At 68.9% G+C, this 14,645-nt stretch carries 9 protein-coding genes and 1 pseudogene; 5 read left to right on the plus strand and 5 right to left on the minus strand.

The window, feature by feature from the left end; translation table 11 throughout:
* Nucleotides 1–91: 91 nt before the first annotated feature.
* Both K244_RS0119535 and K244_RS0119540 read right to left on the minus strand, forming a co-directional pair.
* Entirely contained in the window at nucleotides 92–853 is a 762-nt protein-coding gene (locus tag K244_RS0119535; RefSeq protein WP_024816633.1) for an ABC transporter permease, read from the minus strand.
* Nucleotides 854–861: 8 nt separating this feature from the next.
* The gene (locus K244_RS0119540) at nucleotides 862–1,788 is read right to left on the minus strand and encodes an ABC transporter ATP-binding protein (RefSeq protein ID WP_020187983.1); all 927 of its coding nucleotides are present in this window, start codon (nucleotides 1,786–1,788) and stop codon (nucleotides 862–864) included.
* A 388-nt stretch (nucleotides 1,789–2,176) separates the two neighbouring features.
* Between K244_RS0119540 and K244_RS0119545 the strand changes: the two genes are divergently transcribed.
* Nucleotides 2,177–4,480, plus strand: a complete 2,304-nt coding sequence (locus K244_RS0119545) for an FdhF/YdeP family oxidoreductase (protein ID WP_020187984.1) — start codon at nucleotides 2,177–2,179, stop codon at nucleotides 4,478–4,480.
* Nucleotides 4,477–4,797: a hypothetical protein gene (locus K244_RS0119550; RefSeq protein WP_020187985.1), complete on the plus strand. Its 321-nt coding sequence runs from the start codon at nucleotides 4,477–4,479 to the stop codon at nucleotides 4,795–4,797. The genes K244_RS0119545 and K244_RS0119550 overlap by 4 nt, the downstream gene beginning before the upstream one ends.
* A gap of 21 nt (nucleotides 4,798–4,818) precedes the next feature.
* On the opposite strand, the gene K244_RS0119555 is transcribed toward K244_RS0119550, so the two are convergent.
* On the minus strand, nucleotides 4,819–5,364 hold the full coding sequence (locus K244_RS0119555; RefSeq protein ID WP_020187986.1) for a DUF3617 family protein: 546 nt from the start codon (nucleotides 5,362–5,364) through the stop codon (nucleotides 4,819–4,821).
* Between the two features lie 380 nt (nucleotides 5,365–5,744).
* Here K244_RS0119555 and K244_RS0119560 point away from each other — a divergent pair, with 380 nt between their 5' ends.
* The 3 genes from K244_RS0119560 to K244_RS0119570 all read left to right on the plus strand — a co-directional run bounded on the left by K244_RS0119560 (nucleotide 5,745) and on the right by K244_RS0119570 (nucleotide 12,495).
* Nucleotides 5,745–7,709 (plus strand): acyl CoA:acetate/3-ketoacid CoA transferase, encoded by a 1,965-nt coding sequence (locus K244_RS0119560; protein ID WP_020187987.1) that lies wholly within the window; start codon nucleotides 5,745–5,747, stop codon nucleotides 7,707–7,709.
* A 237-nt stretch (nucleotides 7,710–7,946) separates the two neighbouring features.
* The gene (locus K244_RS0119565; protein WP_020187988.1) at nucleotides 7,947–9,137 is read left to right on the plus strand and encodes an efflux RND transporter periplasmic adaptor subunit; all 1,191 of its coding nucleotides are present in this window, start codon (nucleotides 7,947–7,949) and stop codon (nucleotides 9,135–9,137) included.
* A gap of 136 nt (nucleotides 9,138–9,273) precedes the next feature.
* Entirely contained in the window at nucleotides 9,274–12,495 is a 3,222-nt protein-coding gene (locus tag K244_RS0119570; RefSeq protein ID WP_020187989.1) for an efflux RND transporter permease subunit, read from the plus strand.
* 290 nt (nucleotides 12,496–12,785) lie between these two features.
* Here K244_RS0119570 and K244_RS0119575 read toward each other — a convergent pair whose 3' ends face one another.
* Nucleotides 12,786–13,388, minus strand: coding sequence for a TetR/AcrR family transcriptional regulator (locus K244_RS0119575; protein ID WP_103119503.1), 603 nt, complete (start codon nucleotides 13,386–13,388; stop codon nucleotides 12,786–12,788).
* Nucleotides 13,389–13,502: 114 nt separating this feature from the next.
* A pseudogene (gene ssuD, locus K244_RS22360) lies at nucleotides 13,503–14,645 on the minus strand (FMNH2-dependent alkanesulfonate monooxygenase).

A 14,645-nucleotide genomic window follows, 5' to 3' on the forward strand; every position in this document is an offset into this window, starting at 1 on the left:
CGCGACGCCTATGCGTCTGGGTCCCGGCTTTCGCCGGGACACGAGGGGAGGATGTCCCAGTCGTCCGCCCCAGTGGCGGGGGAAGGGCCCGTCAGGCCTTCAGGCGGTATCCCGTCTTGAAGATCCAGCGGATCGCCACGAGGCAGGCCAATAGGAACACCATCGTCATCGCGAGGCTCACCCCGATGTGGACGTCGGCCTTGCCGGTGAAGCTCCAGCGGAAGCCGCTGACGAGGTAGACCACGGGGTTGAACAGGCTGACCGCCCGCCAGAACGGCGGCAGCATGTCGATGGAGTAGAAGCTGCCGCCGAGGAAGGTGAGGGGGGTGATCACCAGCAGCGGGATGATCTGCAGCTGCTCGAACCCGTCCGCCCAGACGCCGATGATGAAGCCGAACAGGCTGAAGGTGAACGCCGTCAGCAGCAGGAAGGTCACCATCAGGACCGGATGCTCGATGGTGAGCGGCGTGAACAGCGAGGCGGTGGCGAGGATGATCAGGCCGATCACGATCGACTTGGTCGCCGCCGCGCCGACATAGGCGACGACGATCTCGAGGTAGGATACGGGCGCCGAGAGGATCTCGTAGATCGTGCCGGCGAAGCGCGGGAAGTAGATGCCGAACGAGGCGTTGGCGATGCTCTGCGTCAGCAGCGACAGCATGACGAGGCCCGGCACGATGAAGGTCCCGTAGGGGACGCCGTCGATCTCCTGCATGCGCTGGCCGATGGCCGCGCCGAACACCACGAAATAGAGCGAGGTCGAGATCACCGGCGAGATCACGCTCTGCATGATCGTGCGGAGCGCGCGGGCCATCTCGAACTTGTAGATGGCTCCGACGGCGCGCAGGTTCACGGAGGGGGTCATGCGCGCTCTTTCACGAGATCGACGAAGATGTCCTCGAGCGAGGACTGGGTGGTGCGGATGTCCTTGAAGGCGACGCCCGCGGCCGTCAGTTCGGTCAGCAGCGCCGCGAGGTCCGCGTGCTCGCGCGCGCCGTCGTAGACGTAGGCGAGTTCGCACCCCTCGCGCCGCAGCTCCAGCCCATAGCGGCCGAGCGACGCGGGGACCTCCGCCAGAGGAGCGCCGAGCTGCAGGATCAGCTCCTTGCGGCCGAGCTTCGCGATCAGCGCCGTCTTTTCCTCGACGAGGATCAGTTCGCCGGCGCGGATGACGCCGATGCGGTCGGCCATCTCCTCGGCCTCGTCGATGTAGTGGGTCGTCAGGATCACCGTGACGCCGGTGTCGCGCAGCTCGCGGATCAGCCGCCACATGTCGCGGCGCAGCTCGACGTCGACGCCCGCGGTCGGCTCGTCCAGGAACAGCACGCGCGGCTCGTGGGCGAGCGCCTTGGCGATCAGCACGCGCCGCTTCATCCCGCCGGAGAGCGCGAGAATGCGCTCGTCCTTCTTGGACCAGAGCGAGAGGTCGCGGAGCAGCTTCTCGACGTAGGCCGGGTTCTTCGGCTTGCCGAACAGCCCGCGGCTAAACGCCACCGTGTCCCACACGCTTTCGAAACGATCGGTCGAGAGCTCCTGCGGCACGAGGCCGATCAGCGAGCGCGCCGCGCGGTAGTCCGCGACGATGTCATGCCCGCCGACGCGCACCGATCCGCCGCTTGCGTTCACGAGCCCGCAGACGATCGAGATCAGCGTGGTCTTGCCCGCCCCGTTCGGCCCCAGCAACGCGAAGATTTCGCCGGGAGCGACGTCGAGATCGACGCGCTTCAGGGCTTGAAACCCGCCGTCGTAGGTCTTCGACAGGCTGGAAATCGAAATGATGGATTGCATGCGGGACAGACGCCTTTGCTCCGTCGCGGCAGGCGACGGCGGACGCGCAATCTAATCACTCGGCCCGTCCGGAAAAACCCTTCGCGGACGCGGTTTCGATATTGCGCCGCGGCATGATGCGTTTTTTCTATCATGCCATCGTGCCCCTAGATGATCCAAAATATCGGGAGCGAATCTTCGATCGTTCGATAGCCTGATCCGATAGTAAGGGTGCGGAAACGTCTCCCTTGAATTGTTATAGTCTTCACGCATAGGAGCCATGCAGCTTTGGATTGCGGAGTATTCGAGCGATCTGTTGTTGCAGCGGGAGCAATCCAGGATTATCTCGCAAATCGATTGCTGGCCCGCTCGCGTTGGGTCTGCGCTTCTCCTTAGAATGGTTTGACTCATGACCGAGGCGACCGCTCCGCTCAAACGCTCCCATGCCGCCGGCGGCTGGGGCGCTCTTCGCAGCTGCGGAAAGCACCTGATGGCGAGCGGCGCGATCCTGACCGGCGCCAAGGCGATGCTGAAGGCGAACCAGCCCGACGGTTTCGACTGCCCGGGCTGCGCCTGGGGCGACCCGGAGCACGGCTCGTCCTTCGAGTTCTGCGAGAACGGCGTGAAGGCCGTCGCCTGGGAGGCGACGGAGAAGCGCGCGACGCCGGCCTTCTTCGCCAAGCACACGGTGAGCGAGCTGCGCGGCTGGAGCGACTACGAGCTTGAGGGCCAGGGCCGGCTGACCGAGCCGATGGCCTACGATCGGGCGACCGACCGCTTCGTTCCCGTGAGCTGGGAGCAGGCCTTCGCCGGCATCGCGAAAGAGCTCAACGCGCTGGCGAGCCCCGACGAGGCCGAGTTTTACACCTCGGGCCGCGCCTCGAACGAGGCGGCGTTCCTCTACCAGCTGTTTGCGCGGGTCTACGGCACCAACAATTTCCCCGACTGCTCCAACATGTGCCACGAGGCGAGCGGCGTCGGCCTGATCCAGGCGATCGGCGTCGGCAAGGGCACGGTGACGCTCGAGGACTTCCACCACGCCGACGCGATCATCGTCATCGGCCAGAACCCCGGCACCAACCATCCCCGCATGCTGGGCGACCTGCGCAAGGCCGCGCAGCGCGGCGCGCGGGTGGCGGTGCTCAATCCGGTGCGCGAGCGCGGGCTGGAGCGTTTCTCCGATCCGCAGGCGAAGATCGAGATGCTGCGCGGCGGATCGACCTCGATCGCGAGCCATTATTTCCAGCCCAAGCTCGGCGGCGACATGGCCGCGATCCGCGGCGTGGCGAAGGTCGTGTTCGCCCGCGACGCCGCCGAGCGCGCCGCCGGCCGCGCCTCGCTGCTCGACGAGGCCTTCATCGCCGAGCACACCACCGGGCTCGAGGCCTGGCGCGCGGAGGTCGAGGCGACGTCCTGGGGGGCGATCGAGGACCAGTCGGGCCTGACCTACGACGAGATCGCGACGCTCGCCGACGTCTACCTCGGCGCCGAGCGCGTCATCGCCACCTGGGCGATGGGCGTGACCCAGCACAAGCACTCCGTCGCGACCGTGCGCGAGATCGCGAACCTGCTGTTCCTGCGCGGCCATATCGGCCGCGAAGGCGCAGGGCTCTGCCCGGTGCGCGGCCATTCCAACGTGCAGGGCGACCGCACCGTCGGCATCAACGAGAACCCGCCGGCCTGGCTGCTCGACAACCTCGAGGCGGCCTACGGCAAGGCCATGCCGCGCAAGCCCGGCCACAACGTGCGGCACGCGATCGAGGCGATGGTCGAGGGCCGCTCCAGGGCCTTCATCGGCCTTGGCGGCAACTTCGCCCGCGCGACGCCGGACACCGAGGTCGTCGAGGCGGCGCTGCGCGCCTGCCGGCTGACGGTGCAGATCGCGACCAAGCCGAACCTCGGCCACATGTCGGTGGGCGAGGTCGCCTACCTCCTGCCGTGCCTCGGCCGCACCGAGATCGACCGCAACGCCCGGAAGGTGTCGCAGATCGTGACCGTCGAGGACTCGATGAGCATGGTCCACGGCTCCGGCGGCATCAACAAGCCGGCCTCGCCGCATCTGAAGTCCGAGGTCGCGATCATCTGCGGGATCGCGGCGGCGACCGTGGGCTCGGCCCATGTGGACTGGGCCGCCATGGCCGAGGACCACGACCTCGTGCGGGACGGCATCGCCCGCGTCATCCCGGGCTTCGAGGATTACAACGTCCGCGTGCGCCGGCCGCGCGGCTTCCGGCTGCGCAATCCCGCCGCCGAACGCGCGTGGGACACGCCCTCCCGCCGGGCGGAGTTCTCGGCCGCCCCGCTCCCCGCCGAGGTCGAGCACCAGGCGGCGCGCCGGACCGGCGGCCAGTTCGTGCTGCAGACCTTCCGCAGCCACGACCAGTACAACACCACGATCTACGGCCTCGACGACCGCTACCGCGGCGTCTACGGCGAGCGCCGGGTGATCTTCATGCACGCGGACGACATCGCCGCGATGGGGTCGGAGCCGAACGCGCGGGTCGACGTGCTGGGCGCGTCCGACGACGGCCGCACCCGGCGCGCCGAGGACTTCCGCCTGATCGCCTACGACATCCCGCGCGGCTGCATCGCGGGCTACTATCCCGAACTCAACGCCGTGGTGCCGTTCAACAAGGTTGGCGACCTCAGCGACACGCCGCTGTCGAAGTCGGTGCTGGTGTCGCTCGCGCCGCGCGCGGAGGCGGCGGCGTGAGCGCGGCGATCGCCCAGGACGAGACCGCCTTCATGGCCGCGGTCGAGGCCGTGACCGAGGCCGCGCCGGGCCTCACGCCGCTGCACGCGGGACTGGTGACGGCGCTCGGCGCCGGCCTCGCCGCCGACAGCCGCTCCTTCGCCAAGGTCTTCGGCCTCGCCCACGCGCTGGTGCTGCGCGCCGTGGCCGATCTCGCGGATGACCTCGGCCTCGTGGCCGTCGCGGCGCGCGACGCCCGCACCCAGCGGACGAAGCTGACGCTCACCGACGCGGGGCGCACGCTCTACGGCGCGGTGGAGCGTCCGCGCGCGGCCTAGGCTAGCTCGGCCAGCCGTCGCTCACTGCATGTTGGGCGAGGGCATGTCGCGGACGTTGAGTACGCGGCCGCCGCCGAGATCGATGTCGCCCGGCTTCATCGTCGCCTCGCACTCGCCGGTGCGTTTGGCGTTCAGCGTGGTCTGCTGCGACATCGGCCCGCCGGGGGTGATGTTCTTCACCCCGTTCGGCGCATTGCTGCCGCTCATCTTCATGTCGGTCTTCATGGTGTAGGCGCTGTCGAAGTCGCCCGTCACCACCGAGTGCGACTCCGACTTCATGTCGCCGAGCTGGCACACGCTGTCGAGCACGATGGCGTCGCCGTCCTTCGTCTGCTCCTGCTTGGAGCACATGTTGGAGGCCATGCCGCTGAACTTCTGGTTCAGCAGCTTGTCGGTCTCGGCGTCGAGGCACATGCGGATCACCTGCGGCGGCATGGCGGCGGTGTCGACCTGGATCGACATCTCCCATTGGCCGGGCTTGCGCGGCGGAAGCTCGAAACCGGCGGCCGCCGTGGGGAGGGCCGCGGCGGAAGAGACGAGAAGAACGGCGGCGGTGAGCATGCGCATGGAAGATGTTCCCGATTTTTCCGCGGCACCATCGCGCGGCCGGCGTCGCGGTTCAATCCCCCAACGATCCGCCACGCCCGGGACGGCTGCGGCGGCGCGATCGCCAAGTATCTCCATGATTATGCTGCGCTGCAGCAAGGCATCTGGAATGCCAGCGCAGACCCGCCGTTCCGCATCTCTTCGTTAAGCGGCCGACAAGCGGAGGCCCTGGCGCGGCACAACTGTTCGCGAAATGCTCTTTTCTCCGGGCGCTCCAATGGTCTTCCGCCATAGGGAGCGATTGCACGCTCCGGAACGTATCCGTTACATTGCGGGCAAAGCGCGGAGCGCCGACCTCCCCGGAGGCGGCCGGCGCGGCGAAGGTCAGGACACGGCGGGGCATGAAGAAGAACAAGGTCATCACGGCGGACGAGGCGATCGCGCTCATTCGGGACGGCGACGTCGTCACCACGACGGGCTTCGTCCAGAGCTGCATCCCCGAGGCGCTGCACGCGGCGCTGGAGAAGCGCTACGTCGAGAGCGGCGCGCCGCGCGACCTCACGCTGATCATGACCGCCGGCGCCGGCGACAGCAAAGGCCTCGGCACCGGCCGGCTGCACCACGACGGCCTGCTGAAGCGCGTGATCGCCGCCAACTTCGGCCGCATGCCGAAGGTGGCGGAGGCGGCCAAGGCCAACAAGATCTATGGCTACAACCTGCCGCAGGGCGTGATCTCGCAGCTCTACCGCGCCTGCGCCGCCGGCCAGCCCGGGCTGTTCTCCAAGGTCGGCCTGAAGACCTACGTCGACCCGCGTCTCGGCGGCGGCAAGGTCAACGAGCTCACCGACGAGGACATCGTCAAGCTGGTCGAGGTCGAGGGCGAGGAGTGGCTGTTCTACAAGGCCACCAAGATCGACGTCGCCTTCATCCGCGGCACCAGCGCCGACCCCCATGGCAACATCTCCATGGAGAAGGAGGCGCTCACCCTCGACGTGCTGGCCCAGGCCATGGCCGCCCGCAACAACGGCGGCGTGGTGATCGCGCAGGTGGAGCGCATCGTCGAAGACGGCTCGCTGCGCCCGAAGGACGTGCGGGTGCCGGGCATCCTCGTCGACTGCGTGGTGCTCGCCGAAGGCGACATGCACCGCATGAACTACGGCGTGACCTACAACGCCGCGCTGGCCGGCGAGGTGCGCGTGCCGGTCGCCTCCATGAAGAAGATGACGCTCGACGCGCGCAAAATCATCGCCCGCCGCGCGGCGTTCGAGCTGCCGCCGAACGGCGTGGTCAACCTCGGCGTCGGCGCGCCGGAGGGGATCTCGGCCATCGCGGCGGAGGAGAAGGTGACGCCCTACATCACCCTCACCACCGAGGCCGGGGCGGTCGGCGGCGTGCTGGCGAGCGGGTCGAGCTTCGGCGCGGCGAGCAACGCCGACTGCGTCATCGACCAGAACCAGATGTTCGATTTCTACGACGGCGGCGGCCTCGACATGACCTGCCTCGGCATGGCCGAGTGCGACCGCTACGGCAACGTCAACACCTCGTCTTTCGGCGGCAAGCTCAACGGCTGCGGCGGCTTCATCAACATCAGCCAGAACGCCCGCGCGGTGGTGTTCGCCGGCACCTTCACGGTCGGCGGCCTCGACGTGAAGATCGAGAACGGCGAGGTGAAGATCGTCAAGGAAGGCCGCTCGCGGAAGTTCATCGACCATGTCGAGCAGGTGACGTTCTCGGGCGAATTCGCGGCCGAACGCGGCCAGCCGGTGATCTACGTCACCGAGCGCTGCGTGTTCCAGCTCACCCGCGAGGGTCTCGAACTGATCGAGGTCGCGCCGGGCATCGAGATCGAGGAGGACATCCTCGCGCACATGGATTTCAAGCCGATCGTGAAGAACCCCGGCCTGATGGACCGGCGCATCTTCATGGACGAGCCGATGGAGCTGAAGGCGGACCTGCTGAACCTGCGCTTGCCCGAGCGCGTCAGCTACGACCACGATCGCAACATCCTGTTCGTCAACCTCGAGGGCTGGCAGGCGCGCAGCAAGAACGACATCGCGGACCTGCGCCGCATCCTGGTCAACGCCTGCAAGGCGGTCGGCCGGCGCGTCAACTCGGTGATCAACCACGACGGCTTCAAGATCAGCGAGAACCTGTACGACGCCTACGCCGAGATGATCGAGTACATGTCGGAGCACCACTACCTGAAGACCACGCGCTACGCGACGAGCGCCTTCCTGCGCCTGAAGATGCAGGAGGCGCTGAGCCGCCGCGGCCTCGCGCCCCATGTGTTCGAGCGCCGCGAGGACGCCCAGGCCTACATCGAGCGCGGCGACGAGCCGGAGGGCCGGGCGGTCGCCGCCGAATGAACTGACCTTGGCCCGCGGGCGACCCTTCCAGGGGCCGCCTCGCGGGCGAGGGGGCTCAGACCTCGCTGAACCCTGACGTTCGCAGCCTGCGGCGCTATGCGCCGCCGGGCGCCCGGACGCGTGCTGGCGTTTTTCATACCGTCCGATATCTTTCGCCTTGACTCCCCGCCTCCGCAAATCTACCTATCGGTACCATACTGATCGGTATGGTTTTGCATCGTGCTGGGGACGCAACCGATGATCCTTCGTTCCGCCCGCGCCGCCGCCTTGGGCGCCGCGGCCGTTGCGGCGTTCGCCGCCGTCGCTCTGTCGCCCACCGGCGTCGTCTCCGCCGACGCGCCCGCCGCGCCGCAGGCGACGCCTGCAAGCGTCGCCGCGGTCGAGCCGCGCGAGATCGTGGACTGGTCGAGCTTCTCGGGCCGTCTCGAGGCGGTCGACCGCGTGGAGGTTCGCTCGCGGGTCGCGGGCGAAATCCGGACGGTCCACTTCCGCGAAGGCGCGCTGGTCGCGAAGGGCGCTCCGCTCTTCACCATCGATCCTGATCCCTATCAGGCCGAGGTGGACCGCGCCCGCGCGGATCTCGCGGCGGCCGAAGCGCGGGTGTCGCTCGCCCGCAACGATCTGGCGCGCGGTCGTCGCATGACCTCCGCCTCCACCATTTCCGAGCGCGACCTCGACAACCGCGACAGCGCGGTGCGGCAGGCGGAGGCCGCGGCGCAGGGCGCGCAGGCCGCGCTCAGGACCGCGGAGCTCAACCTCGGCTACACCGAGATCCGCGCCCCGGTCGCCGGCCGCGTCGGCCGGATCGAGGTGACCGTCGGCAACCTGATCGCCGCGGGCCCGGGCGCGCCGTCGCTCGCGAAGCTGGTCTCCGTCGATCCGATCTACGCGAGCTTCGACGCCGACGAAGGCGCGGTGGCGCGGGCGCTCGCGAGCCTTCCCGAGGGGGGCGACCACGCCGACAAGCTCGCCGCCATCCCGGTCGAGATGACCACCGCGACCGGCGCGCCGGTCATCGGCCGTCTGTCCTATGTCGACCCCTCGGTCGACGTGGCGGGCGGCACGGTGCGGCTGCGCGCGGCGTTCGACAATCCGGACGGCAAGCTCATGCCCGGCCAGTTCGCGCGGCTGCGGCTCGGCCAGGCCAAGTCCGCGCCGGCGCTGCTCGTCAGCGAGCGGGCGGTCGGCGTCGACCAGGACAAGACCTTCGTGCTGGTGGTGGGCGACGACCACAAGGCGATGTACCGCGAGGTGAAGCTCGGCGCGTCCGCCGAGGGCCTCAAGGTGGTGCTGAGCGGGCTCAACGCCGGCGAACGGGTGGTCGTGAACGGCCTGCAGAAGCTCCGCCCGGGCGCGCTGGTCGCGCCGGAGCCGGTCGGCATGGACGGCGCGAAACTGGTCGAGCGCCAGGCATCCGCGACCCGATGACGTAATCGCGACCCGACGGGCCTCAAGGCTGCGCGGGACGCTTCGTAAGCACTGAACGCCTTTTCCCGCGCCTCCCCGCTCCGCCGCACGCCGGCGTCCGGGACGACGCCCAAGCTGCGACCCGAAGGCTCCGGCCATGAACATCTCGAAGTTCTTCATCGACCGGCCGGTGTTCGCCGGAGTCCTCTCCGCCGTGATCTTCCTGGCCGGCCTGCTGTCGATCCCGGCGCTGCCGATCTCGGAGTACCCGGACGTGGTGCCGCCGCAGATCGTGGTGCGCGCGACCTACCCCGGGGCGAACCCGAAGGTCATCTCGGAGACGGTGGCGACGCCGATCGAAGAGCAGATCAACGGGGTCGAGGACATGCTCTACATGTCCTCGCAGGCGACCACCGACGGCGTCATGACGCTGACGGTGACCTTCGCGCTCGGCGCCGATCCCGACAAGGCCCAGCAGCTCGTCCAGAACCGGGTGAGCCAGGCCGAGCCGCGGTTGCCCGAAGAGGTGCGCGCGCTCGGCGTGACGACGGTGAAGTCCTCGCCGGACCTGACGCTGGTCGTCCACCTCACCTCGCCCGACGGCCGCTACGACTCCAAGTATCTGCGCAACTACGCCGTGCTGAACGTGAAGGACAGGCTGGCCCGCATCCGCGGCGTCGGCCAGGTCCAGCTGTTCGGCTCGGGCGACTACTCCATGCGCGTCTGGCTGGACCCGCAGAAGGTCGCCGAGCACGGCCTCTCCGCCTCCGACGTCGTCGCCGAGATCCGCGCCCAGAACGTGCAGGCGGCGGCCGGCGTCGTCGGCGGCTCGCCGGCGCCGTCGGACGTCGACCTGCAGCTCTCGCTCAACGCCCAGGGGCGGCTCCAGAGCGAGGAGGAGTTCGGCGACATCATCGTGAAGTCCGGCGTGAACGGCCAGATCGTGCGGCTGCGCGACGTCGCGCGGCTCGAGATGGGCGCCTCCGACTACGCGCTGCGGTCGCTGCTCGACAACAAGTCGGCCGTCGCGGTGCCGGTGTTCCAGGCGCCGGGCTCGAACGCGATCGAGATTGCGGACCGGGTGCGCTCCGAGATGCAGGACATCAAGGCGAACATGCCGGACGGCGTGGACTACTCGATCGTCTACGACACGACCCAGTTCGTGCGCTCGTCGATCGAGGCCGTGCTGCACACGCTGCTCGAGGCGGTGGCGCTGGTCGTGCTGGTGGTGATCGTGTTCCTGCAGACCTGGCGGGCCTCGATCATCCCGCTGATCGCGGTGCCGGTCTCGATCGTCGGCACCTTCGCGGTGATGCACCTCTTCGGCTTCTCCATCAACGCGCTCAGCCTGTTCGGGCTGGTGCTCGCCATCGGCATCGTCGTCGACGACGCGATCGTCGTGGTGGAGAACGTCGAGCGCAACATCGAGGAGGGCCTCAGCCCTCGCGCCGCCGCGCTGAAGGCGATGCAGGAGGTCTCCGGCCCGATCGTCGCGATCGCGCTGGTGCTGATCGCGGTGTTCGTGCCGCTCGCCTTCATCTCGGGCCTCACCGGCCAGTTCTACCGCCAGTTCGCGCTCACGATCGCGATCTCCACGGTGATCTCGGCGATCAACTCGCTCACCTTGTCGCCGGCGCTCGCGGCTCTCCTGCTGAAGGGCCACGGCGCGCCCAAGGACCGGCTGACGCGCGGGATCGACTTCCTGTTCGGCTGGTTCTTCCGCCGCTTCAACCGCTTCTTCGCCTGGAGCGCGGACTCCTACGGCCGCGGCGTCACCTTCGCGATCGGCCGCAAGCTGGTGATGTTGGTGCTTTACGCCGGGCTGATCGGCGTGACGGCGCAGCTGTTCAAGACGATCCCCGGCGGCTTCGTGCCGGCGCAGGACAAGCAGTACCTCGTCGGCTTCGCCCAGCTGCCGGACGCAGCCAGCCTCGACCGCACCGAGGAGGTGATCCGGAAGATGGGCGACATCGCGCTCAAGACCCCGGGCGTGAAGAACGCGATCGCCTTCCCCGGCCTCTCGATCAACGGCTTCACCAACTCGTCCAACGCCGGCATCGTCTTCGTCGGGCTGAAGGAGTTCGAGGAGCGCAAGGACCCGTCGCTCAGCGCCGGCGCCATCGCGATGGAGCTCAACAAGCAGTACGCCGGCATCCAGGACGCGGTGATCGCCATGTTTCCGCCGCCCCCGGTGCAGGGCCTCGGCACGATCGGCGGCTTCAAGCTGCAGATCGAGGACAAGGCCGGCCGCGGCTACCAGGCGCTGGACGAGACCACGAAGGCCTTTCTCGCCCGGGCGAACCAGGCGCCGGAGCTCGCCGGCCTGTTCTCCTCCTACCAGGTGAACGTGCCGCAGCTGTTCGCCGACATCGACCGCACCAAGGCCCGCCAGCTCGGCGTGCCGATCGCGGAGGTGTTCAACACGCTGCAGATCTATTTCGGCTCGCTTTACGTCAACGACTTCAACAAGTTCGGCCGCACCTACTCGGTCCGCGTCCAGGCCGACCAGGATTACCGCGCCCGGGCCGAGGACGTCGGCTTCCTGAAGGTGCGCGCGACCTCGGGTGAGATGATCCCGCTGTCGGCGCTGATGACGGTGAAGCCGAGCGCGGGACCCGAGCGCGCCATGCGCTACAACGGCTTCCTCTCGGCCGACGTCAACGGCGGCGCGGCGCCGGGCTTCTCCACCGGCCAGGCGCAGGCGGCCGTCACCAAGATCGCGGCGGAGACGCTGCCGAAGGGCTTCACCTTCGAGTGGACCGAGCTGACCTACCAGGAGTTCATCGCCGGCAACTCGGGGATGATCGTGTTCCCGGTGGCGATCTTCCTCGTGTTCCTGGTGCTCGCCGCCCAGTACGAGAGCCTGACGCTGCCGATCGCGATCATCCTGATCGTGCCGATGGGCATCCTCGCCGCTCTGGTCGGCGTCTGGCTCTCGGGCGGGGACAACAACGTCTTCACCCAGATCGGCTTGATCGTGCTGGTGGGCCTGTCGGCGAAGAACGCGATCCTGATCGTGGAGTTCGCCCGCGAGCTGGAGATCGCCGGCCGCACGCCGCTGCAGGCCGCGGTCGAGGCCAGCCGGCTCCGCTTGAGGCCGATCCTGATGACCTCGCTCGCCTTCATCATGGGCGTGCTGCCGCTGGTGACCTCCACCGGCGCGGGGTCGGAGATGCGGGCCGCCATGGGCGTCGCGGTGTTCTCCGGGATGATCGGCGTCACCGCCTTCGGCCTTTTCCTGACGCCGGTGTTCTACGTCGTGATCCGGACGCTCGCCGGCGGCCGCAAGCTCAAGAGCCACGGCCATGAGCCGGCGCCCGCCGGCCCTGCGCCGACGGGGTCTGCGCCCGGCCACGCCGATCCGCTCTCCATCGGTTAGGAGGGGCGACACGCGAAGCGTCCCACGCTCTCTCGCCCCTCCCGACGACGACGGCCGCCGACGATCCCCCGGCGGCCGTCGCTGTTTTGCAAGGTGGATCGAGGCTGGCCGAACGGTCGCCACGAACGCTCCGCTCGGGTCCCGGCCTTGAGCCGGGACCCAGACATACCGCTTTTCAGACTGGGCGCGACGGGCGGGGCGTCAGCTCTCGAGCGGGCAAGCGTCTGGGTCCCGGCTCAAGGCCGGGCCATGAGGCTTGCGACTAAACTCAGCGGAAAAAACGCGCCGGCTCAGGCCAGCGCCGGCTCCCGCGCGGGGAGCGCGCGCAGCGCGATCTCGGCGACGCGGTGGAGTTCGCAGCGCGTCGCGCCGGCGGCGGCCTTCACGGCCATGCCGAGACCAACCGACATGACGTAGCGCGCCCAGTCGGCGGGGTCCTCGTCGGCGGGGAACTCGCCTTCGGACGCGGCCCGCTCAAGACGACGCTTCAGCGTCTCCTCGTTGAGCGAACGGCGGGCGATCAGCTCCTGCCGGATCGTTTCCGCTTCGCCGCCGCCGGTGCAGACCGAGCTGTTGACGCCGAGGCAGCCCGGCGGATGCATGGGGTCGGTCAGAACGTCGGCGTAGCCGCGCAACAGCTCGCCGATGGTGCCGCGCGCGGTCGGCGCCTCCATGGCCTGCGCCACAAAGCAGAGGTGCATCTGCTCGTAGCGGTCGAGCGTCTTACGGAAGAGCTCTTCCTTGTTGCCATAGGTCGCGTAGAGGCTGGGGCGCGTGATGCCCATGGCCTCCGTCAGATCGGTCAGCGACGCGCCTTCGAAGCCGCGGCGCCAGAACACCTGCAGCGCGGCGCAGAGCGCCTCGTCGACGTCGAATTCCTTGTGGCGGCCCATCTCCGGCATCCCAGTGTTTTTGTACCGGTTGATATAGTACCAGCCGCCCTCCGCGTCGAGGCGCCGCTCGAGTCGGACAACGTCACAAGGTGTTTCGCCAGTCGCGGCCTGCGCTCACGAGGTCGCGGCGCGCCTGTCCTGCGCGCGGACGCCGAACTCGCCCGCGATCGTGCCATGGGCGCCGCGGCGGGCGGGACCGATCCCGAGCTCCGGGAACAGCAGCTCGGCGACCTTGTAGGACTCCTCAAGGTGCGGGTAGCCGGAGGCGATGACGGTGTCGATCCCGACCGCCTGATACTCCCGTAGCCGCCCTGCCACGGTCGCGGGATCGCCCACCAGCGCGGTGCCCGCGCCCTTGCGGACGAGGCCGAGCCCGGCCCAGAGGTTGGGCGCGATTTCGAGGCGGTCGCGCCGGCCGCCGTGAAGCGCCGTCATGCGCTGCTGGCCGACCGAGTCCGACTGCGCGACCTTAGCCTACGTCGCAGCGATCGCCTCATCGCTGACCTTGCTGATCAGCCGGTCCGCCGCAGCCCAGGCCTCCTCCGCCGTCTCGCGCACAATGAGGTGGATCCTCAGGCCGAAGCGCAGCGTGCGCCCGCGCTTCGCCGCCGCCGTCTTCACCCGCGCGATCTTCTCCGCGACCTGCTCCACGGGCTCGCCCCAGGAGAGGTAGACCTCGGTCTGGTCCGCCGCGAGTTCGATCGCGGCGTCCGAGGAGCCGCCAAACCAAAGCGGCGGGTGCGGCGTCTGAACCGGCGGGAACGCCAGCTCCGCGCCTTTCGCCGTGAGATGCCGTCCCTCGAAGTCGACCGTCTCGCCGGAGAGCATCCGGCGCCACACGGTGAGGAACTCCGCGGCTTGGTCGTAGCGGGCGTCGTGGTCGAGGAACACGCCGTCGCCGGCGAGCTCCGCCGCGTCGCCGCCCACCACCACGTTCAGCAGAAGGCGGCCGCCGCTAATCCGGTCGAGCGCCGCGGCCTGCCGCGCGGCGAAGGCCGGGCTCGTCACCCCCGGCCGCAGCGCCACGAGAAACTTGAGCCGTTCGGTGGCGGTCGCGAGCGCGGTCGCGACGATCCAGCTCTCCTCGCAGCCCTTGCCGGTCGGCAGCAGAACGCCCTCGAAGCCGAGCCGGTCCACCGCCGCCGCAACCTCGCGCAGATAGCCGTAGTCCGCCGGCCGGTGGCCGACGTCGGTTCCCACATAGGTCCCGTCGCCCTGGGTGGGGATGAACCAGAACAGGCTGAGCGGTTTGGTCAT

This window comes from Methylopila sp. 73B, from assembly GCF_000526315.1.
Classification (GTDB): domain Bacteria; phylum Pseudomonadota; class Alphaproteobacteria; order Rhizobiales; family Methylopilaceae; genus Methylopila.